The organism is Serratia sp. Ag1, assembly GCF_000743355.1.
In the GTDB taxonomy this organism is placed as follows: domain Bacteria; phylum Pseudomonadota; class Gammaproteobacteria; order Enterobacterales; family Enterobacteriaceae; genus Chania.
In genome coordinates, this window is record NZ_JQEI01000035.1 from 137,726 (window position 1) to 160,013 (window position 22,288).

Below are 22,288 nucleotides of genomic sequence, written 5' to 3' on the forward strand. Positions count from 1 at the left end.
AACGTAATGATAATTAATGCACCGACAGGTAATAGACCTGAAATTGGCGCAGATTCTACGGAGGGATACTGGTCGATGCAATGATTGGATATGCGAATTGGGCAAAAATTTATTCACGAAAGTGGCGTTGGGTTCAGCATAAAAAAGGGCAGCTTGATCGCTGCCCGATGGTAAACCAGAGTTGGATGATTACTTGAACAAGTCAGCGCTAACGGTCAGGTTACCGCCGCTATTGTTCTGCCATTGACGCGTAACGTGATAGTACTTAGCGCCTTTATTGGCAGCACGCTTTGCCACTTCGGAGGAAACTTCGGTCATGCTGCCAAAATGGCCCGTGAAGGTGACAGAGTCAAAGGGCACCATCTGTGCAGCCGCAGCATTATTCAGTTCCTGAATTTTAGTGCCGTCCGGTAACGTGACGGTGTAACGCTGGCCAGTAGAAGATTGAGTTTCGAAGAAACGGCCAATCTCACGGCTTGGTGAAGCGGAAGAGGCTACGCCAGGAATTTCCACTTTAGCCGCTTCTGCGCCACCGGCAGCCAGTGCTGCGCGGCCAGCATCAGAATCTGCCGGGATGACATCCGGGCTTTGCACCACGCGTTTAGGGGCGTCGGCTTTATAAACAAACGCAGTAATAAACTGGTTGCCGCCCTGGTTGGCATCAAACTGGCGCACGATGAAGAATGAGCTTGCGCCTTTTTTCTTGGCTTCTTTAGCGATGGCGTCGTTGATTTCTGGCTGGTTGCGGAAGAAACCGCTGATGGTAACGGTGTCGTAAGGTTCAAGCAGGTAAGCTTCGTCTTTCGGCAGTTCATTCACCCCGTGGAAAACACGGTAGTTTTTCTCTTTGCTCACTTCTGGCGCATCTTTATGGTAAAGATCTGCAGTGACTCGCCAGTTGCCGCCATTACTGCCGCTGTTCAGGTCTTGAATGTAGAAAGCATCAGCACCCAGTTTATCTGCACGGCGTGATACGGCATCAGCGGCTTCAAAGATGGCATTAAAACGGTCGGTAATCGTGATGCGATCAAACGGCTTAAGCGCCGCTGCTTTTTCAGGTGTTAGCTCTTGCGCGGCATGCACAGATAGCGCGGTGAGTGATAACAAGGCTGATGCGATGATCGTGGTCTTCAGCTTCATAAAAAAATCCTTTCGCCTAGCGCAGTAACGTTTATACCCGTCATACTTCAAGTTGTTGGGTGTTGGCTACCTTCACTCACCCCAGTCACTTACTTGAGTAAGCTCCTGGGGATTCATTCAGTTGCCGCCTACAAGCAACTCGAATTATTTTGGGTATAGAAGTGTCATTAAGCCGCAGATTATGACATGCCATCTCGGCAAATGTCTCAGCATTTTCACTGAGGGCATGAGACAAATCCCGGTCAGTGCGCTTTCCTGCCGCCATCGCTAATTCGATATCAGTTTCAATAATAAAGCGCTCCATCTCATTAATGTTAATTATTCACAATTTCATAACTTTTATGCTCTTTACTCCTTCTCCACGTGGAACTGGCAGCGGACAACCTTTGCGCAACGCTGCGCATGAAAGAGCTATTGCCGCATCTTTTTCACGCAAAATTGCGATTCGTCATATCCTTAAGTGAATTTTTATGTAAAAACTGGCAGGTAAACGTAAGCAATTATGGATCATCGACCCTATTTTCAGTAGGTTATAGGTGGCATGCCAGACAAGGGCGGTAAAACCTCGTCTGGCAGGTGCTATTGCTATGGGTAGAAAGATAATGAACATCATCAAAGACAGGTGAGAAGGGAACATTATGCGTATTGGTGTACCAAGAGAACGGTTGGCCAATGAAGCCCGTGTTGCAGCAACGCCGAAAACGGTAGAACAATTGCTGAAACTGGGCTTTACCGTCGCGATCGAAAGCGGGGCGGGTAAATTGGCAAGCTTTGAGGATGTCGCTTATGAAGCTGCTGGAGCGACAATTACCGATACCACGGATGTGTGGCAATCGGATCTGATTCTGAAAGTTAACGCGCCACAAGAGGACGAAATCGCGTTAATGCGTGAAGGGAGCACATTGGTCAGCTTTATCTGGCCAGCGCAAAACCCGGAATTGATGGCAAAACTGGCGGCTCGCAAGGTTACCGCCATGGCGATGGATTCTGTGCCGCGCATTTCCCGTGCACAGTCTCTGGATGCATTGAGTTCGATGGCCAACATCGCGGGTTATCGCGCTATCGTTGAAGCTGCACATGAGTTCGGGCGTTTCTTCACCGGCCAAATCACCGCTGCGGGTAAGGTTCCACCGGCAAAAGTGATGATTATCGGTGCAGGCGTAGCTGGCTTGGCCGCCATTGGTGCCGCTGGCAGCATGGGGGCCATCGTGCGTGCCTTCGATACTCGCCCGGAAGTAAAAGAGCAAGTGCAGAGTATGGGTGCGGAATTCCTCGAGTTAGACTTTGAGGAAGAGGCGGGCAGCGGTGACGGCTATGCCAAAGTGATGTCGGAAGCCTTTATCAAGGCCGAGATGGCGCTGTTTGCTGCTCAGGCGGAAGAAGTGGACATTATTGTCACCACCGCGCTGATCCCAGGCAAACCGGCACCGAAGCTGATCACCAAAGAGATGGTGGCTTCGATGAAACCGGGCAGCGTGATTGTCGATCTGGCAGCGCAAACCGGCGGTAACTGCGAACTGACCGTAGCCGATCAGGTGACCATGACCGAGAACGGCGTGAAAATCATCGGTTACACCGACCTGCCAAGCCGTCTGCCGACACAATCCTCACAGCTCTACGGTACCAACCTGGTTAACTTGTTGAAGCTGTTGGCGAAAGAGAAGAATGGCGAGATCGATATCGATTTCGAAGACACTGTCATCCGTGGCGTGACCGTGGTACGTGACGGTGAAGTCACCTGGCCAGCACCGCCAATTCAGGTTTCCGCTCAGCCGAAACAGGCTCAGGCGGCAGCTCCGTTGGAAAAAATAGAGAAGAAGCCGACTTCACCTTGGGTGAAATACGGTCTGATCACACTGGCGATCGTGCTGTTTGGCTGGTTCGCCAACTCGGCACCGAAGGAGTTCCTGTCGCACTTCACCGTGTTTGCGCTGGCCTGCGTGGTGGGTTACTACGTGGTCTGGAACGTCAGCCATGCGTTGCATACCCCGTTGATGTCGGTGACTAATGCGATCTCAGGGATCATTGTGGTCGGTGCGTTATTACAGATTGGCCACGGCGGCTGGGTGAGTTTCCTCTCCTTTATTGCCGTGCTGATTGCCAGCATCAACATTTTCGGTGGTTTCACCGTGACTCAGCGCATGCTGAAAATGTTCCGCAAAAACTAAGGGGTAGCAAATGTCTGGTGGATTAGTTACAGCTGCATACATTGTTGCCGCTATCTTGTTTATTTTCAGCCTGGCGGGCCTGTCGCGCCATGAAACGTCGAAGCAGGGTAACCTGTTTGGCGTCGCCGGGATGGCGATTGCGTTGATCGCCACCATCCTCGGGCCGCATTCCGGCAACGTAGGTTGGATCATTATCGCGATGATCGTGGGTGGTTCTATCGGTATCTATCTGGCGAAGAAGGTCGAAATGACCGAAATGCCAGAACTGGTGGCCGTGCTGCACAGTTTCGTGGGCCTGGCGGCGGTTCTGGTGGGCTTCAATAGCTATCTGGATCACGGCGCACCGATGGATCCGGTGATGGTCAATATCCATCTTACCGAAGTGTTCCTCGGCATCTTCATCGGTGCGGTAACCTTTACCGGTTCGATCGTGGCATTCGGTAAGCTGCGCGGTATTATTTCCTCCAAACCGTTGATGCTGCCTCATCGTCACAAGCTGAATCTGGCGGCAATCGTGGTTTCTTTCCTGCTCATGGTGCTGTTCGTGCGTACCAACAGTGTGGGTTGGGAAGTGTTTGCGCTGCTGATCATGACGATTATCGCGCTCGGCTTCGGTTGGCATCTGGTGGCCTCGATCGGCGGTGCCGATATGCCAGTGGTGGTGTCAATGCTCAACTCGTATTCCGGTTGGGCAGCGGCAGCGGCAGGTTTCATGCTGAGCAACGATCTGTTGATCGTGACTGGCGCACTGGTTGGTTCTTCCGGTGCGATCCTGTCTTACATCATGTGTAAAGCGATGAACCGTTCGTTTATCAGCGTGATTGCCGGTGGTTTCGGTACCGATGGTTCCTCAACCGGTGACGCAGAAGAAATGGGCGAATACCGTGAAACCACGGCGGAAGAAGTGGCTGAACAGTTGAAGAACTCAACCTCAGTGATCATCACCCCAGGTTACGGCATGGCGGTAGCGCAAGCGCAGTATCCAGTGGCGGAAATCACCGAGAAGCTGCGTGCTCGCGGCATCAAAGTGCGTTTCGGTATTCACCCGGTTGCGGGCCGTTTACCAGGCCATATGAACGTGCTGTTAGCGGAAGCTAAAGTACCGTACGACGTGGTGCTGGAGATGGACGAAATCAACGAAGACTTCCCTGATACCGACACCGTGCTGGTGATCGGTGCTAACGACACGGTGAACCCGGCGGCGTTGGAAGACCCACGCAGCCCAATTGCGGGGATGCCGGTGCTGGAAGTGTGGAAAGCGCAAAACGTTATTGCGTTTAAACGTTCGATGAATACCGGTTACGCCGGTGTGCAGAACCCGCTGTTCTTTAAAGAGAACACCCAGATGCTGTTTGGCGATGCCAAAGCTAGCGTGGAAGCGATCCTGCGCGCACTGTAATCAGCCGCCACAAGATAAAACACGGGTTTAGGCTCGTGTTTTTTTTCGCCATAATAATGTTAAATTTTCACCATTGATCGTGATGTTTGTGCTTAATTTAATAAAATCAGTTCAAGGTTTGTACAATTCAACACATCAGATCACCACGAAGGGGCACAATGAGGTATCTTATGTCCCGATTTCATCCATTTAACGGATCCTAGACTCACTATGATTATCAAACCTAAGGTTCGCGGCTTTATCTGCACCACCACTCATCCAGTGGGTTGCGAAGCCAATGTTCGTCGTCAGATTGCTTACACTAAAGCACAAGGCACCATTGCTAATGGCCCTAAACGTGTGTTGGTGATCGGTGCTTCTACCGGTTATGGTCTGGCTTCACGTATTGCTACTGCGTTTGGTAGCGGTGCTGCCACCATTGGCGTGTTCTTTGAAAAGGCCGGTACAGAAAGCAAGCCTGCCACCGCTGGCTGGTACAACTCGGCGGCGTTTGACAAAGCGGCCAAAGAAGAAGGGCTGTATGCCAAGAGCATCAACGGTGATGCCTTCTCCAATGAATGCCGTGACAAGGTGATTGAACTGATCAAGGCCGATTTGGGCCAGATCGACTTGGTGGTTTATTCACTGGCTTCGCCAGTGCGCAAAATGCCAGAAACCGGCGAAATCGTCCGCTCTGCGCTGAAGCCGATCGGCGAGGTGTATACCACGACGGCCATCGATACCAATAAAGATCAAATCATCACCGCGACCATTGAACCGGCAACCGAAGAAGAAATTCAGAACACGATTACCGTAATGGGCGGGCAGGATTGGGAACTGTGGATGTCGGCACTGGAAAACGCCGGGGTGCTGGCTGAAGGGGCTAAATCTGTCGCTTACTCTTATATTGGTACCGATCTGACCTGGCCAATTTACTGGCATGGTACGCTGGGCCGTGCCAAAGAAGACTTGGATCGCGCAGCAACGGCCATTCGTGGCAAGCTGGCCGCCAAAGGCGGCACTGCTCATGTTGCCGTGCTGAAGTCGGTAGTGACTCAGGCTTCTTCCGCTATCCCGGTGATGCCGCTGTACATCTCTATGGCCTTCAAAATCATGAAAGAAAAAGGGATTCATGAAGGTTGTATGGAACAGGTAGCCCGCCTGATGCATACCCGCCTGTACGGCGATGAGCTGCCGCTGGACGATCATGCCCGCATTCGTATGGATGATTGGGAACTGCGTGACGATGTCCAGCAGGCGTGCCGCGATTTGTGGCCATCAATCACTTCTGAAAATCTGAGCGAGCTGACCGACTACACCGGTTACAAGCAGGAATTCCTGCGCCTGTTCGGTTTTGGCCTGGAAGAAGTGGATTACGACGCCGAAGTCAATCCAGACGTGCGCTTCGACGTGATCGAACTGTAAGTTTTCTCTCAATAGCAAACAGGGCCTTTCGGCCCTGTTTTTGTCTCAAAACCCTACGGCTTTAATCTTCATCGTCATGTTCATCGTCTTCATCTACCTCGATCGGGCAGTTGAAGTCATCGGGTTTCAGCACTAACAGATCGCACTTCAACTGGTCGATCACATGTTCTGCGGTATTGCCGATAAATGCGGCAGAAATCCCAGTGCGCCCGAGCGTGCCTAGCACGACCACCCCCGCTTGCAGATGCTCGGCCAAGTCTGGAATGACTTCTTCCGGCAAACCTTTCTCAACGTGGGTGAACTCTTCTTTGATATGGAATTTCTGTCTTAGCGCCTTCATGGCGATCAGATGTTGCCCGCGAATGGCGTCGTTATAAACGCTGGGGTCAAAATCTGGCAGTTCGATAGCGATATTAATCGGGGTAACCGGATAGGCACCGACCAAATGCACCTCGGTTTGATCGACATTCTGTGCCAGTTCAAGAGTCTCGTGCACCAGGCGTATGTTGAGTGGATCATGATACGCCTCTTCACTGGAGAGATTGACAGCAACCAACGCTTTACCGCCCTCGGGCCAAGGCTGATCTTTCACCATCCAGACTGGGCAAGGGCATTTTCGCAGCAGGTGCCAATCAGTTGGGGTAAAAATCAGTGATTCCAGCCGATCATGCTGGTGCGCCATCTTCAGCAACAAATCATGATTGCTACTCAAGACTTCCTGAATAATGGCTTCGTAGGGGCGATTGTGCCATACCACTTTGATTTCAATGGGAACGCCGTCTTCAAGATAAAAACGGCACTGCTCTTTAATCCACGCTGCGCGTTGGTTGATCACCCCTTGCCGCATGGCAGTACGTTCATCCGGTGAAAGCAGGGTGGTCATTTCGTAAGAGAAGTCATAGATAGGAAGGAAGGCCTTGATACGCCCACCATTCCGTTTTACCAGGTAAACTGCCCGGCGGAGTGCCGGTTGATCGTCCTGGTTGGGGTCAATAGCCACCAGAATATTCTGATACTTCGCCATAGGGCCTCCTTACAGCTGTAGATCAACAGCTTGTTCAATTACAGAGTAACTCAACATTGGGAAACTGGACAGTGGCAGAGAAGTACCAGGCCAATAATTTCAGCGAATTATTGGCCTGGGGAGCATCAAACGCTGACGGACACGTTAATCTGTGATGTACCAGCCAGTTGTGATAACGCATCGACATTTTCGATGGTGATATATTTGCCTTTCACGCTGAGGATTTCACTTTTCTGGAAGCGCCCCAGCAAACGGCTGATGGTTTCAACGGTCAGGCCAAGATAGTTACCGATGTCGCCACGTGTCATGGTCAGGCGGAATTCACGCGGTGAGAAACCGCGCTCAGCAAAGCGCCGTGATAGGTTATAGACAAAAGCGGCTAAACGTTCTTCCGCATTTTTCTTCGACAGCAGCAGGATCATATCCTGATCGCCTTTGATTTCACCGCTCATCAGCCGCATGATTTGCTGACGCAGGTTAGGCATTTTGCCGGAAAGATCGTCTAACGTTTCGAAAGGGATTTCACATACCATCGAGGTTTCTAGCGCCTGGGCAAAACTTGGGTGCTTCATGCCGCCAATAGCATCAAACCCCACCAGATCGCCTGCTAAATGGAAACCGGTAATCTGCTCATCACCTTGCTCGGTGATCGTGTAACTTTTGATGGTGCCGGAACGGATCGCGTACAGGGACTTTAACTCGTCGCCCGCTTTGAACAACGTTTGGCCTTTCTGGATCGGCTTTTTCCTTTCAATGATATTGTCGAGTTGGTCTAACTCGTGAGTATTTAGGGTAAAAGGGATGCACAGTTGGCTGATGCTGCAGTCTTGGCAATGGATCGCACAACCACCTGACTGAATACGTCGAATCACGCGCTTTTCCGGGATCATAGATTACGCTCATGCAATAATTGATATGAGTCAATTTTAACATCTTTTGAGGCAGGTGATAAGAGCAGCAATAACAAGATCAGGGTTATTATGCGCGAATCTTAAACGGTGAAGGGCCACCGCGCTGCGCAATAATCCTATGCGCAGGCGGCAGCAAATAAGGTTCCGGCTGGTTTTTCAGTTATTGGGCGGTATTTTTGGCCAATACCTCGTTACCTAATCGATAGTGTGGCACCGAGTTATGACCCGGTTGTTCAACTTTAACCACCAGCGTCAAGGCTGCGGCCACCAGATAAAGCCCGGTATACACCCACACCACGCCAACAATATCGAAGAAGGGCAAAATAACGGAAGCAATGGCCGGTGCGGCAAAATTGCTCAGGCCTGCGGACAGGTTATAGATCGAAATAGCTGCCCCTTTATGTTCTGGTTCCAGCACCGGGAAGACTGCCGTCATTGGCACAAAGGCCGCCACGGTGATCCCCAACATGATCGCCGGGATCAGTGCTGCCCAGAAGTTGTGGCCGAAATACACCGGCAGATAATAGAAGGCCAAGCTGGAAATGGCGCAACCAATGCAGCCAAACCAGCGCACCTGCCGCATCCAGCCGATTTTTTCGCCTAGAATACCCCACATAATGTTGGTAAAAATGGTGACGAAGAAGAATACGGCCCAGATTTGCAGCCATTCAGACATACTGAACCCCAAACGGCCAACAAACAGCATCGGCATGATCACCGCAAAACCAAACAGCGACAGCGTATTGATGATACGGATCAGGCTGGCGAGGAAGATATTGCGGTTGGTGAACAAAATAGTCACCGCCCGCGAAAGTTCTTTCAGTTTCTCTTTCGGCGTCAAATCTGCTTTGCTGCTGGCTTGCCCCACATTGCGCAGCAGTATCAAGGCCATAAGGCCCCCGGCAGCTACCCAGACAATGGCAAACCACAGCGTGCCGGTTTCACCGATCAACGGAATAGTGAAGCTGGGCAGATAGCTGCCTACACAACCGATGCCGATGGAATACATCGCCCAGAACCAACCCATCGCCGAGGAGAGTTGCTGCTTTGGCACGTTCTGGACAACCAGCATCACAAAGGAATAGATGAACAACGGATAAGCCAGCCCGCGAATGCCGTAGAACAACAGCATCAGCGGGTAGTTCCTCATTCCCAAACCGAACAGCATAAACAGCGCGTGCATCACCACCCACAGGATAAAGCCGATGCGCATCGCTTTCTGCGGGGTAATAATTTCTGCCACGACCCCAGAACTCCAGGCGGCTAGCGCAGCGGCCAAGCCATACACGGTAAACACCAGCGCCGATTGCGCGGGTGAGAACCCCATATCGGTAATGTGTTTTGACAGAAAGGCCATTTCGAAGCCATCGCCACTCATAAATACCGCAATCGCGATATAACCCCAGAGCAGGTTCATCGGCAACCCAAACCAGTGCTTGTGCGTTTCTTGCATAGCAAACTCCAACGTAAGTGTAAGGGAACAGGTTTTTATTATTTATTGCACCGGGTTATGCCCGGCGCAGTGCCAACTGTTGTTGATATAACTGGCGGTAAACGGCCAGCCGTTCAATCAGCATCGGCTGGCGCTCACCGTCAGGCAGGAAACTGCGTTCGATGGCGGGTTTACGGCAAACTTGTGCCACGCAACCGCCGTCGGCCAGCCAACCCAAGCGGGCGGCACCCAATGCACCACCGGCTTCGCCCCCTTGATGGGTAACCACTGGCAGATTCAGCACATCGGCCATCAACTGTGCCCAATGCTCGCTGCGCGCACCTCCGCCGATCAGTGAACATTGCTCCAGCCGCGTTCCTGCCTGCAGCAGAACCCCCAGCCCATCGGCCATGCCGAATGCCACACCCTCAAGCACGGCATATCCCAGCGCTGCACGTTGGTGTGCATGGGTTAAGCCATGGAAAGCCCCTTGAGCTAAAGGATCGTTATGCGGGGTACGCTCACCAGAAAGATAGGGCAGGAATACAGGTGCCAAGCGCTGTTCAGCCTGATTCATTTGGGCAATCTCGGCCAGCAGTGTGGTTTCATTACTGCCTACCAGTTGGCAGAACCAGCGTAAGGCACTGGCAGCGGTGAGCATCACACTCATCTGATGCCAACGTTCGGGCAAGGCATGGCAGAAAGCATGCACAGCAGATTGTGGGTTCGGGCGGAAACGATCGTTAACCGCAAACAGCACGCCAGATGTGCCTAAAGAGATAAAAGCATCGCCAGGATTGACTGCACCAATACCTACCGCGCTGGCGGCGTTATCACCACCGCCCCCGGCAATGGTGACATTGTCACGCAAACCCCAGGCACGGGCGATATCGCCTTTCAAATAGCCAGAAGCCTCACTGCCTTCGACCAAACGTGGCATATGATCGCGCGTCAGACCACAGGCAGCGAGCAGGCTATCCGACCAGTCGCGTTTTGCCACATCGAGCCACAAAGTCCCGGCAGCGTCCGACATCTCAGAGACTTTGTCACCGCTCATCATCCAACGCAGAAAATCTTTCGGCAGTAACACCGTGGTGGTCTGCGCGAAAATCTCTGGTTCATACCGTGCTACCCACAGCAGCTTTGGCGCAGTGAAACCGGGCATAGCGAGATTGCCAGCAATATGGCGCAACTCCGGCGCGCTTTGCGTCAATTGTTGACACTGTTCGGCGCTGCGGGTGTCGTTCCACAAAATAGCCGGACGCAATACCTGATTATCGCGGTTGAGCAATACCGCGCCGTGCATTTGACCGGACAAACCCAGTGAGCGAATCAGCGGCCATTGCTGCGGTATTTTACTGCGCAGGCGGGCAATTACCGCCTGCGTAGCGCGCCACCATTCGGCGGGATCCTGTTCAGCCCAGTATGGATGTGGCCGCTGCACCGTCAGGGGCTCTCCTGCGCTGGCGAGAACGTTGCCGCTGTCATCGATCACTACGGCTTTGATTTCTGAGGTGCCTAAATCGAGTCCTAAATACATGAGCTGCTCCCGTTATTGCGCCAACCACTGGTTGACCTTGTCGATCGACTGGCGCAGCAACTTGGCAAATGGCGCACTGTGAGCCAAGGTGCTGAACAGCTTTTCATCGGCGGCAAAAACGGCCACCGGATCGGCACTGTTGAACATCTGATGCACGGCGGCGGCATCCAGAATGCCATCCTGATAGTCATAGGGCAGATTTTGCTGGTGCCAGCGCTGCATAAACACAAAGAACAGCGCAGGCAGCATGGCGGTGGCAGCGGGTTCCTGGCCGCGCTGATAGCATTCCTGCAAGGTTGGGGTGATAAAACCGGGGATTTTAGAGAAGCCATCGGCTGCCACGCGCTGGTTGGTGTCACGGATGTAAGGGTTACTAAAACGTTCCAGAACCACGTCACGGTAAGCAGTCAAGTCGAGCGGGCTCGGGGTTAACGAGGGGATCACATCCTGCGTCACATAGTCATAGGCTAACTGGTAGATCGCAGGCGTTCCGGTGCTTTCGTGGATAAAACGTTGACCGAGCAGCGTGCCTGCCCAGGCAATACAACTGTGGCTGGCATTGAGAATGCGGATTTTAGCTTCTTCGTACGGCAATACCGATGCAACCAGCTCAACGCCCACGTTTTCCAGCGCCGGGCGCCCAGCGATAAAATCATCTTCGATCACCCACTGAATAAAGGCTTCCCCCATGACTGGCGCACGATCTTGCCAGCCGGTAGCCTGCGCGACGCGTTGCGCCACATCAGGAGAAGGGCGCGGCGTAATGCGGTCAACCATGGTATTCGGGCAACGGGTGTGGTTTTCAATCCAATCGAGCAGAGCCGTTTCCTGGCGTAGTTGCAGAAACTGCATCAAACCATGGCGGAAGCGCTCACCGTTATGCCGTAGGTTATCGCAGTTCAATAACGTGACAGCGTCACCATTAAGCTGTTTTCTGTGTGCTAAGAGTTGAGCGATGGTGCCATAAATAGTACGGCAACTCCCCAGCAGATCCGCCTGAATATCGGCATTGCTTTGATCCAGATTGAACTGGTTATCCAGATAGTAACCCCCTTCGGTTACGGTGAAAGAGATGATACGGGTTTCTGGCTTAGCACCTTCAGCAATCAAGCCCGCGAGTTCGTTATCCCAAGCGATCACTTTACGAATGGAAGTGATGGTTTCGTACTCACGTTCTCCCTGGGGCGTTACGGTTTCCAGCACGTATTCACCGTTTTGTTCTGCCAGTGCATTAAGCAATGGTGTTGCATCATCACGAATGTTGGCTAATGTAATCGACCAGCGTGTATCTCCACTGGCCATCAAACGGTGCAAATACCAGGCCTGATGAGCACGATGAAAAGAACCTGCACCAATATGTAGCCAAACGGCAGGGGAAGCGTTGAAGGTTTTGCTCATAATGTTCTCCGTTAAAGGTATTTTTGAGCATCAGCCCTATTATTGGGCATTTGCTCTTTTCTGTTGCTAGACTAATTAAACTTTTGCCCTTTAAATGGGCTTTAGCTCACAAAAGTGCAAATCGATAGCTCCAGGCAACAGAAATACCAGTAAAATGAGGCATTCGCGTTAAAAGGCAGAGTGACTACATGAGTCGACACGATAAAAAACTGGATCAGGCCGCACGCGCGGCTTGGATGTATTACGTGGCAGGGCAAACCCAGCATGAGATTGCCGATGCGCTCGGTGTATCGCGCCAGGTGGCGCAACGTTTGGTGGCGTTGGCGATCGACAGCGGCCTGATCAGCGTTAATATTTCGCACCCGGTGGGGCATTGCATGGAACTGTCTGCCCGCTTGAGTGAACGCTACGGGTTGAGTTTGTGCCAAGTGGTACCCAGCCAGGGCATGGACAGTGCAGGGTTAAATCGAGCGGTGGCGGTAGCCGGTGCAGAAGTGATGGCGCAGTTTATCCGCGCTGAACAGCCACTGATCATTGGCGTCGGTTCTGGCCGCAGCCTGAAAGCGGCGATTGATGAGTTGCCCGATTTTGAACGGCCACAGCACAGTTGCGTGTCCTTGATCGGGGCGATTGCCGCCGATGGTTCCTGTACGCGCTACGATGTCCCATTATGGATGGCAGAGAAAACCCAGGGGCGCTACTTTATTCTGCCTGCACCATTATTTGCCGATAGCGAGCAAGATCGCGCCCTCTGGTGCAATCACCGCATCTATCGCACGGTAAACGAGAAGGCCAGCCAGGCCGATGTCACTTTTATCGGCATTGGCACCATAGAATATCAATGCCCATTGCATAAAGACGGGTTTATTTCGGCAGAGGAGGTTGAGCGGTTGTCCGCCGCTAATGCGGTCGCCGAAATGCTGGGGCATTTCATTGACAGCGCAGGGCAACGGATAACCAGCGAGTTCGATCAGCGTTTGACCAGCGTTAACTTGCAGCAACAGCCAGCAAAACCGGTGATCGCTTTTGCCGGTGGTGTGGAAAAGCATCGTGCCATTCGCGCCGCCTTGTTGGGCCGCTGGATCAACGGCCTGGTGACCGACGAAGAGAGTGCGCAGGTTTTGTTGAACGGCTAAATCAGATCTTTTTGCAGATAGCCTTCATGCTTGAGCAACCACTGTTTGCGTTGCACGCCACCGGCATACCCCGTGAGTGCGCCTTGCGCACCAATGACTCGGTGGCAGGGTACGACAATGCTGATCGGGTTAGAGCCATTGGCCATACCCACCGCACGTGAAGCCGTCGGGCGGCCAATGCGTTTTGCCAATTCGCCGTAGGTAATAATTTCGCCGCAGGGGATCTGGCGTAATTGTTGCCACACGCTGCGCTGGAACTCGGTCCCGGCGGTCATCACCGGCACACGGTCGATCACCGCCAAATCACCCGCAAAATAGCGTTGCATCAGCTCGGTCAGGCCGCCAGGATTCGCTTGCGTTTGCAACGTAAAGCGATCGGCACGGTAGTGGGTGTTCAACAGTTTCATCAGACGAGCTTCGTGATCGGTCCAATCCAGAGCGCGCATGCGGCCTTGCTCGTCACCGATCAACACCAGTTCACCGACTGGCGTCGGCATACGGTCAATAAAAAAAGTCTGCATGTGATTCACTCCTCAGGTTTGAGGTGCAGATTATTACATGAAATAACCAGAAACGATGGCGACTTTCGGACATCAAGTAAATCATCGAAAGAGGAGAAGCACATGCATCATCATGCATGTGCTGACAGCGTTAGCTTATGGCTTTTTACTGGCTACCGGGGCGTATTCAATCGGTACCCATGCGTAGCCTGATTTCTCAGCACGGACATGGCCCAATCCTGGGAATGGCAGGTGTGCGCCCCCCACCCAAAGCTGTTTTTTAGCCGCATCAGCAAAAACTTTCAGCCGCGTGGCGATGGCTTGTTTGCTGTCGGTATCAAACTCCAGCGAGACTTCCGGTTTGGTAAACTGCAATGAATGGCTATGAACAATATCGCCCCACAGCAACAATTGCTGCCCTTCAGAGCTGAACAGGTAAGCGCTGTGGCCCGGTGTGTGACCCGGTGTAGAAACCACTTCTACGCCGGGGAACAAAGTCTCACCGGGGGCATAGCGCTTAAGGCGACTTTGAGCTTCATAAGGTGCCACTGACTCTTGCGCCAGCTTGAACATCGGTTGGGCCCCTTGCGGTGCTTTCTGTGCGACCTCCTTGCTCAACCAGTAGTCCGCTTCCGCTTTGGCAACATACAGGGTAGCGTTAGGGAAGGCCGCTTTACCCTGATCGTTGATGCCGCAGGCGTGATCCGGGTGCAGGTGGGTCAGCAATAGGGTATCGACCTGCTCAGGTTGGTAACCGGCAGCGCGCAAATTGCTCTGAATCGCCCCCAGCGTTGGGCCAAAACACTGCGCTGTACCGGCATCCACCAGGATCAGATGCGTCCCGGTATTCACCAGGAATGCGTTAACCGCCGTTTGCATACCCGAAGTACTGTCAACAAACATGCGTGCCAACAGCTTTTGCATGTCAGGTTCACTGATATTGTGGAACAAGTTGGTTTGCAGACGGGTGTATCCATCATACAGCGCGGTAACCTCCATGTTACCCAGCATCATGCGATAGTAACCGGGAACCTGGGTCTGCTGCTGAGCGGGAACACTGGCAGCATTGACGTGTGGCACCACGCTGGCACAGGCCAGCGCGATGGCTAATAACGTGCGACGAAATGATTGAGTCATAAAGATCCCTTTTAGATGAACGAAGAAAGGCAATTACATTGAGTGATAATACATTGCGGCAAGAATAAATTTTATACCAACAAGTGCGCTCACCCACCAGAAATATCAATGGGAAAGAATGGCTGATGGCTTTCGGTGCACGCGCTCTGCTGGCCGCGAGAATACATTAGACAACCTGACATCATCACAAGCATCATGCGGGTAAACAACATACACAGGATGGAACACCTTATGACGATCTCTAACGCCACCCACACGGAAGTGAGCGCACCACCGGACAACACCCAACTGTTTCTCGGCTTTTTGCTGCTCGGCCTGACCGGCTTTGGCGGGGTACTGCCATTGGCGCGCAGCATGCTGGTTGAGAAAAAACGCTGGCTGACTGGTGCACAATTCACCGAGTTATTGGGTTTGTGCCAATTCCTGCCAGGGGGAAATGTAATCAATCTTTCCGTGGCGGTTGGCATGGAGTTTCGCGGTTTGCGTGGGGCACTTTGTGCCTTGCTCGGTTTGATTTGCGCTCCCACCGTGATCGTCATCGGTTTAGGCGCAGTTTATGCGCGTTTTCAGAATGATCCCCATGTGCAGCATATTTTCGCCGGGTTGGCTGCGGCAGCGGCTGGGTTGCTGCTTTCTACCGGTATAAAAATGCTGTTGCCACTGTGGGGGAAATGGCTGGCATTAGTGATCGTAGCCCTTTGTCTGGGAGCGATCGCCTGGTTACATTTACCGCTTTTGCCCACCATGCTGGTACTGGCTGCTCTGAGTATGCTGCTGGCGTGGAGGAAACCGCGATGATTACGCTACTGGTCGCGTTGGCGATCATTTTTGGCCAGCTCTCGCTGATGGCTTTGGGTGGTGGTTTAACCATCTTGCCGGAAATGCAGCGGCAGGTGGTGGATGTGCATCAATGGATGAGCGCACAGGAATTCAGCGCTCTGTTTGCCATGGCGCAGGCCGCTCCTGGGCCGAATATGATGATCGTGCCGCTGATTGGTTGGCACGTTGCGGGCTGGAGTGGGTTACTGGTAGCTGCAGCCGCAAATTTTGTTCCCTCTTCCATTTTAACCATACTGGTCATGAAAGCCTGGACACGGTTTAAGGATCAACCGTGGCGGCGTATTGTGCAGGCCGGGCTGGTGCCGATAACGGTCGGGTTGGTGGTCGCCAGCGGCATCTTGATCACTGAAGCCTCTGCCACTAACTGGCGACTGGCGCTGCTGACTCTGCTGGCTACCGTATTTGGGATGAAAAAGCGTCTGCACCCGCTGTGGATCCTGGCTGGCGGGGCACTGTTGGGGTTCCTGATTGCCTGATTATAACAGGGGAGTTCATGGCACGGAGTGGAGGACTCCACTATCATTTCTTTGATGCCATGACAGTTAAATCAGATACCAACGCAATCACAAGGCAATTTATGAAAAAGCTACCCAAGTTACAGCAAATGTTGGTTTTCCAGTCTGTTACTGATATGGGAAGTATACGTGCCGCTGCTGCGATATTACATGTATCACAACCCGCCTTGACCCGGAGCCTGAAAGAGTTAGAGGAATATGTCGGCGTTGAACTGGTTATAAGAGGAACAAACGGAATTACGTTGACTGATATAGGGAAAGTTTTCAAAACCCGGGTACAGCAAATTATTAAAGATGTTGAAAACAGCATCAAAGAGATTGAGCATATTACTAAATTCAACGACAGCACCATTTCCTTCGGTTTCTCATCCTCATTGATTTACACGGTGTTGCCTGAAGCGGTTAGGCGTTTCCAAGAGTACTTCCCGAAAACCAACATTAAATTAACGGAAGGGCAACTGACCGAGTTATTGCCTGCTTTACGGACTGGGCAACTGGATTTTGCTATCAGTATTATTGTAAACGATATCTCAATGAGTGAGTTTGCCCTAGATTCACTGTTTACTATCCCATTCTGCATTGTTGCACGCAAAGGACATCCGTTAGAGCACAGCACCTCAATTGCAGAACTGAAAGATGCTCATTGGTGCTTACCATCTGATCAGTTTGGCTATCAAAAACAGGTTGAAACCGTCCTGTTTTCCCAAGGCTGTAACAACCCTATTTTAAGGGGCGATTCAGGTCAAATCAGAACACACATGACCCTAAATGCGGATTATCTGATGCTGGCACCAGTGGCTATATTGAATGACCCCTGCATGAAGAATTTATTAACAGTAATCAAGGTGAAAGAGAAAATACCAGATGCTCTGTATTGTGTTATTTACCAAGCCAAATTCCCATTATCCCCAGTATCAAGGTGGTTAATAGATGAATTTAAAAGAGATATAGAAATGTATTGCAGAACCTAAAATTTTTATTTCAACATATTGATCTTTATTTGTTTTATTTTTTAACATCAGCTTTTGTTATCGCCGATTGATAAATGTTGTCTTCACGAGAGCTGAGAAAGCTCTTATAGTCCACCCCGTCAGAGAAAATACTGACCAATATGGGGTGTCGGTAGTTTTCAATTACACACATCTGAGAACAGTAAATGCAGGTAAATTTTCATTTACTCACCGAGTTACAGATAACTAGCGGTATTTCTGTATAAAACACCTACTGAGGACGTTTCTTAATGATAAGGACGCCATAGTAATTTAAAAAAGGAAACTAGCAGTGAAAAAAATCATACTCTCCGTTATCACCATGGCTATTCTATCTACTGGTATGGTACACGCTGCCGATGGTGTAAAAAAAGAAATTACCATTGTTGCAACCATTAATGACGCGATCTTTGTTTCCAAACCAGACGGCAACACCTGGTATGACAAAGAGGAATTGTTCGCCAAAGACTACACCCAGACTGAGTTTGCATCCAATGATCTGCCGGTCCGTATTTATACTACGGATACTGAGGTTAACGTTTCACTGGTTCAACCATTGATCATCACTCGGGCTGATGGCGCACAATTGTCTGCCGTGACGGTCAACTTTGCCGGTAAACCTGTGGTTCAGGGGACCCCGGTTAAGCTCACTCAGACAACCACTGCACCAGGTGGTTACAACAATACTTATACTCTAAAGGTGAATGCCAAGGCACCCACTAATGCTACAGGCAGCACCAATGGTCAGTATCAAGGCGATCTGGTCATGATGTTTGAACCTAAAGCTTAAATAGGCCTGATGGCGAAAGTCTGAACAATTGCTTTTGTATTATTACGAGCTGCATTGATGTTGGTTGCACTTCATTGCTCAAACACGCAGTTATTTTTCGCCTGGAAAAAGCCGAAATAGGGTTATCCGCCAATAACCCTATTAACTCAATGATGTCTTACATATACCCTTCGTTATATTAACAGGCATTTATGCGTAAGAATTTTAGGGCTCACCTTTACCTGATGCGATTAAAAATAAACATGGTTTAACCGCAGACTGGCTAATAAATCATTGGCAATACTATTTATCTTACTTACGGAACGAACTCTCATGTTTAACGTTACTTCAAGATGGTCAACAGGTTTATTATTACTGACTCCATCGGTTGTCACCTATGCTGAAGGAGCTCGGATCGAATATCAGGTGCCTACGGGCTTTTCTGAGGTTGAGCAGGATAAATCCATGCAGTTTCTAGCCACTTTGGACGGTAGGCCTTTGCCTGGCACCGTAAATTGGTCCGCACAAAATAATCGCCTCACCTTTGATGAAACGCTGTATCGCCAGAACGGCGTGTCTGCAGAACAGATAGTGCTGCTTAACAAAGTGCTGGGGCAAATACCTTATGCGGTCTGCCCGAACGGCTGCGACTACACCGTTAGTGGCCAGACGGTGTCGTTGGACAAGGTAAAACAGTCGTTGACCATTACCGATGGCAATCAGCGTTATGTGCAGCCCCAGACCATGATGGGCTTCATCCACAACCAGTCGTTGGATGTGCGCACTGCCTCCAATGAATACCGGGCGGTTTCCACCTACGGCCAAGGCTACCTCGGCTTACCTGCACAGAGCTATGCCTATCTGAACTGGTACTACAACGACAGCAAAAATTTCGATACTCAAACCATAGATCGAGGTGTCAGCACCTGGTACTTGCAGAAAAACTTCGCCACTACCTATCTGCGCAGTGGGCGGCAGGACAGCCGCGATAATGCCGCCGGTAGCATCGGAACCTCACTCAACCCAAGCTTTGACCAATTTGTCACCTTGGGTAGCCAGGACAACCTCAAGCGGGATAACCAGTCCACCGGCAAAATGGTGCTATTCGCTATTGCCGACGGCGATTATGAATTCTATCGTGAAGGGCGGCTTATCCGTCGCCTGCCTGCGGTGATTGGTCGCAACGAGATCGATTACAACCAGTTACCTGGTGGCTTCTACAGTGTCGAAGTCCGGCTGGTTAACCACAGCGGCCAGGTGGTCAGTACCGAAAACCAGCAAATTGCCAACCTCAACTACGGCGACGGCTCAGGCTGGTACCTGACGTTAGGTAACGAGTTGGACACACAGAAAAGTATCCTTAACGCCGGTGCCAATTTCCAGACCAACTGGTTTGCGGCCAGCAGTACCCTGCTCAAAAGTGCTGGTACCGCTTGGGCAATGGAGCACAACCTCACCCGGCCAATGCAGAGCGCTGATGTGGAAATCACGCCAACGGTGGGTGTGATGGCTGGAGAAAAACGTGTAGGCGGTTACGCCAACCTGAGCGCGGGTAACCAGCAACTGGGGCGTTTGACAGCGTCGCAGTACCAGAATACCTCGGTGTCCGAGTTCTACCGGAGCAGTAACAGCACCTCACTGGGCTACAGTCGCCAGTTTGGCCCAACCCGCCAGGGTTACAACTACAGCCGCTATGCCAACAGCGAACGCCATCAGTGGCAAAGCAACTGGAACTGGCGCGGAAACGGCGTCTGGGCGGTCATCTCTACCGGGGTACAAAAAGGTGGGTATAACAACAGCAGCAACAACTACGGGCTGTATCTGAATACCACCATCATGCTGGACCGTAGCACCGGCACGCTGAACGCTGCCTACAGCAAAGGAAAATTGCACGTTGGTGGCAGCTATAGCCGTGAGTTTGAAGACAGCACCGGTACTAGCTATGCGGGCGTGGACTTCAGTGAAATTGGCCGCAGCAATGCGGTGGGGCTGAATGCCCGTCGCAGCGGTACCCGAGGGGATGCCTCTTTGCGCCTTGGCGTAGACGACCAGATCACCAGCAGCAGTTTCAACTATAACGGCATGCTGGCGGCAAGCAAAGACGGCGTCACGCTGGGGCGCACCAGCCCGAACGGCACGGCGATGTTGGTCACCACACCTAAACTCGGTGACACCCAATACGGCTTCAAGGTGGAAGGCAATCCTGTGGGCGGTAACGGCACCTATGCGGTACCCATGGACAGCTATCAGGATGTGACCTTCGCACGGGCACAGGCGGTGGATGCAGGCATCGACATGAATATCCGCCTGCTGGCCAACGTGGCGCGCGCCCATCCAGGGCAGTTGTACCCGGTGAAAGCCGAAGTGGAATTGAACCTGCTGTATAACGGCTTCCTGGTGGACAGCCGTGGGAGGCCGGTGAGCGGCACCGTGAACGAAACGGGGGATACCGTTTATCCGAACGGTCTGTTCTCGGTCGCCTCTACGACACTGATTAAAGAAATCACCGTCACCGGTAAACAAGGGCGCTACCGCTGTGATCTGAAACAGCCAAAAGATAGACGGTATCTGTGCGTTGCTGGCTGAGACAAACAGCAGCAAGTGACACTTCGCCGATTTGAAACAGCGAATACAAACGAGAACACGATGAAATTGATGATAAAGCCACTAGGCATGACGCTGGCTCTGGGCCTCCTTATTCTCGGCGGAAAGGCGCAGGCTGACGGCCAACTGATGGTGATGCCTGCCCGTAGCACTATTGAGGGACAACAGACCCGCACCGTACAGGTCAGTAACCTGGGCGACACGCCACTGTATTTGAAAATTGACTTGGCACGCATTGAAAACCCCGGTGAAACCCCGGAGCGTAAAACCAACCTCGGTGATATTACTGCACCTGAAATGATGGCCAATCCAGCCAAATTGACGTTGGGGCCAGGGCAAAAACGAGATATCAACCTGGTAGCGCTAAAAGCCCCCGCCAAAGAAACGCTGTATCGGTTGTATATCGTACCGATCTCCAGCATCAAGATCGTTGGCGAGGAACGTCATGACAAAATCAGCGCTCCGCTTACTTTTGGGGTGGCCTATGGGGTACTGGTCCACCATTTACCGGTTTCTGGAACGCAATTCCATAGCTGGACCCACCAATGTACGGCGGACGGGTTGCAACTGACGGCTACCGGAACCGTGCACTCGCGGTTCAGTCAATTGCAGGCAACCCCAGCGGGCAGTATGTCCGCAGAACAGAAAGTGTTCCCAGGTGTGCCGTTGATCTTCCAGGCAAAAACACTCAAAGGAAATGCAGATGGTCAGCCATTTGACGTGCGTTGCCCGTAAGGCGGCAAAGGTGCTGTTATGTGCATTTCCCTGGGGAGCGGCGCAGGCACTGATCGATGTTAGCCCGAAAGTTGTGGAGATGAAGGACAAACAGACGGTGGTGCGGATTATTAATAACGGCGCGACACCCGAGTTTGTCAACATCACGTTGTATCAGGTCACTAACCCCGGTGTCCCACCGAAAGAGGAACAAATGATACCGGTAGGGTTGATTACAGAGCCTTACCTGTACGCGACTCCGTTCAAACTCTCTCTGGGGCCACGCCAAGAAAAACAGGTGCAATTAACCGCCATGAAAATACCTGAAAAAGAAAAAGTATACCGCCTGGCGGTGATACCACAGCACCAGACCGGCATCAGTGATACTCATGACAATGTGATGTTAGTCAGCCTAGGGTTCAAGGGCCTGATCCGTCAGTTACCCAGCAAGATAATCGCCACCTGGCAACATCGCTGTGAGGCAACGAGGATCCAACTGGAAGCCACCGGTACGGTGCGAGTGGAGTTTAGCGAGCTGAAAGTAAATGGCAGCACCGTGGATGACGTTAATGTTTACCCGGGGACACCCTATTGGATCGAGGCTCTGAGCCTGAGCGGCAAGGTGGAAGGCAAACCATTCCAGCTGTTATGCCACTCATGAAGGATAA

Annotated in this window: 19 protein-coding genes; 11 read left to right on the forward strand and 8 right to left on the reverse strand. The window is 51.8% G+C overall.

Going from position 1 to position 22,288, the window contains the following annotated elements; all coding sequences use genetic code 11:
* Nucleotides 1-189 precede the first annotated feature (189 nt).
* Complete coding sequence (ydgH, locus tag IV04_RS20210) at nt 190-1,140, reverse strand: DUF1471 family protein YdgH (RefSeq protein ID WP_037399411.1); 951 nt, start codon at nt 1,138-1,140, stop codon at nt 190-192.
* 638 nt (nt 1,141-1,778) lie between these two features.
* Here ydgH and pntA point away from each other — a divergent pair.
* From pntA to fabV, 3 genes are all read left to right on the forward strand, one after another.
* Nucleotides 1,779-3,308, forward strand: a complete 1,530-nt coding sequence (gene pntA / locus IV04_RS20215; protein WP_037441271.1) for a Re/Si-specific NAD(P)(+) transhydrogenase subunit alpha — start codon at nt 1,779-1,781, stop codon at nt 3,306-3,308.
* 10 nt (nt 3,309-3,318) lie between these two features.
* On the forward strand, nt 3,319-4,707 hold the full coding sequence (gene pntB / locus IV04_RS20220; protein WP_037399414.1) for a Re/Si-specific NAD(P)(+) transhydrogenase subunit beta: 1,389 nt from the start codon (nt 3,319-3,321) through the stop codon (nt 4,705-4,707).
* A gap of 210 nt (nt 4,708-4,917) precedes the next feature.
* Nucleotides 4,918-6,111, forward strand: coding sequence for an enoyl-ACP reductase FabV (gene fabV, locus IV04_RS20225; protein WP_037399417.1), 1,194 nt, complete (start codon nt 4,918-4,920; stop codon nt 6,109-6,111).
* A gap of 61 nt (nt 6,112-6,172) precedes the next feature.
* Here fabV and uspE read toward each other — a convergent pair whose 3' ends face one another.
* The 5 genes from uspE to dalD all read right to left on the reverse strand — a co-directional run bounded on the left by uspE (nt 6,173) and on the right by dalD (nt 12,416).
* Nucleotides 6,173-7,135, reverse strand: a complete 963-nt coding sequence (gene uspE / locus IV04_RS20230) for a universal stress protein UspE (RefSeq protein ID WP_037399420.1) — start codon at nt 7,133-7,135, stop codon at nt 6,173-6,175.
* A 125-nt stretch (nt 7,136-7,260) separates the two neighbouring features.
* On the reverse strand, nt 7,261-8,025 hold the full coding sequence (fnr, locus tag IV04_RS20235; RefSeq protein ID WP_037399423.1) for a fumarate/nitrate reduction transcriptional regulator Fnr: 765 nt from the start codon (nt 8,023-8,025) through the stop codon (nt 7,261-7,263).
* Between the two features lie 181 nt (nt 8,026-8,206).
* On the reverse strand, nt 8,207-9,499 hold the full coding sequence (locus tag IV04_RS20240) for an MFS transporter (RefSeq protein WP_051916882.1): 1,293 nt from the start codon (nt 9,497-9,499) through the stop codon (nt 8,207-8,209).
* A 55-nt stretch (nt 9,500-9,554) separates the two neighbouring features.
* On the reverse strand, nt 9,555-11,018 hold the full coding sequence (gene xylB / locus IV04_RS20245) for a xylulokinase (RefSeq protein WP_037399426.1): 1,464 nt from the start codon (nt 11,016-11,018) through the stop codon (nt 9,555-9,557).
* A gap of 12 nt (nt 11,019-11,030) precedes the next feature.
* Entirely contained in the window at nt 11,031-12,416 is a 1,386-nt protein-coding gene (gene dalD, locus IV04_RS20250) for a D-arabinitol 4-dehydrogenase (protein WP_037399429.1), read from the reverse strand.
* A gap of 188 nt (nt 12,417-12,604) precedes the next feature.
* Here dalD and IV04_RS20255 point away from each other — a divergent pair, with 188 nt between their 5' ends.
* Nucleotides 12,605-13,552, forward strand: coding sequence for a sugar-binding transcriptional regulator (locus IV04_RS20255; RefSeq protein WP_037399432.1), 948 nt, complete (start codon nt 12,605-12,607; stop codon nt 13,550-13,552).
* On the opposite strand, the gene ogt is transcribed toward IV04_RS20255, so the two are convergent.
* Nucleotides 13,549-14,073, reverse strand: a complete 525-nt coding sequence (ogt, locus tag IV04_RS20260; protein ID WP_037399434.1) for a methylated-DNA--[protein]-cysteine S-methyltransferase — start codon at nt 14,071-14,073, stop codon at nt 13,549-13,551. The genes IV04_RS20255 and ogt overlap by 4 nt on opposite strands.
* Nucleotides 14,074-14,208: 135 nt before the next feature.
* Entirely contained in the window at nt 14,209-15,189 is a 981-nt protein-coding gene (locus tag IV04_RS20265) for an MBL fold metallo-hydrolase (protein WP_037399436.1), read from the reverse strand.
* A gap of 231 nt (nt 15,190-15,420) precedes the next feature.
* On the opposite strand from IV04_RS20265, the gene IV04_RS20270 reads away from it, so the two are divergent.
* The 7 genes from IV04_RS20270 (at nt 15,421) to IV04_RS20300 (ending at nt 22,281) form a co-directional block, all read left to right on the forward strand.
* Entirely contained in the window at nt 15,421-15,987 is a 567-nt protein-coding gene (locus IV04_RS20270) for a chromate transporter (protein ID WP_037399438.1), read from the forward strand.
* Nucleotides 15,984-16,505 (forward strand): chromate transporter, encoded by a 522-nt coding sequence (locus tag IV04_RS20275; RefSeq protein WP_037399440.1) that lies wholly within the window; start codon nt 15,984-15,986, stop codon nt 16,503-16,505. Before IV04_RS20270 ends, IV04_RS20275 begins: the two co-directional genes overlap by 4 nt.
* 17 nt (nt 16,506-16,522) lie before the next feature.
* Nucleotides 16,523-17,515: a LysR substrate-binding domain-containing protein gene (locus IV04_RS20280; protein ID WP_051916883.1), complete on the forward strand. Its 993-nt coding sequence runs from the start codon at nt 16,523-16,525 to the stop codon at nt 17,513-17,515.
* A gap of 310 nt (nt 17,516-17,825) precedes the next feature.
* Nucleotides 17,826-18,323 carry a CS1 type fimbrial major subunit gene (locus IV04_RS20285; protein WP_051916884.1) on the forward strand — a complete coding sequence of 166 codons (498 nt, stop codon included), beginning with the start codon at nt 17,826-17,828 and terminating at the stop codon, nt 18,321-18,323.
* 312 nt (nt 18,324-18,635) lie between these two features.
* Nucleotides 18,636-20,888, forward strand: a complete 2,253-nt coding sequence (locus tag IV04_RS20290) for a TcfC E-set like domain-containing protein (protein WP_051916885.1) — start codon at nt 18,636-18,638, stop codon at nt 20,886-20,888.
* Nucleotides 20,889-20,948: 60 nt separating this feature from the next.
* Nucleotides 20,949-21,641: a hypothetical protein gene (locus IV04_RS20295; protein ID WP_072010932.1), complete on the forward strand. Its 693-nt coding sequence runs from the start codon at nt 20,949-20,951 to the stop codon at nt 21,639-21,641.
* Nucleotides 21,610-22,281, forward strand: coding sequence for a molecular chaperone (locus IV04_RS20300; protein ID WP_152562919.1), 672 nt, complete (start codon nt 21,610-21,612; stop codon nt 22,279-22,281). Before IV04_RS20295 ends, IV04_RS20300 begins: the two co-directional genes overlap by 32 nt.
* The last annotated feature ends 7 nt before the right edge of the window (nt 22,282-22,288 follow it).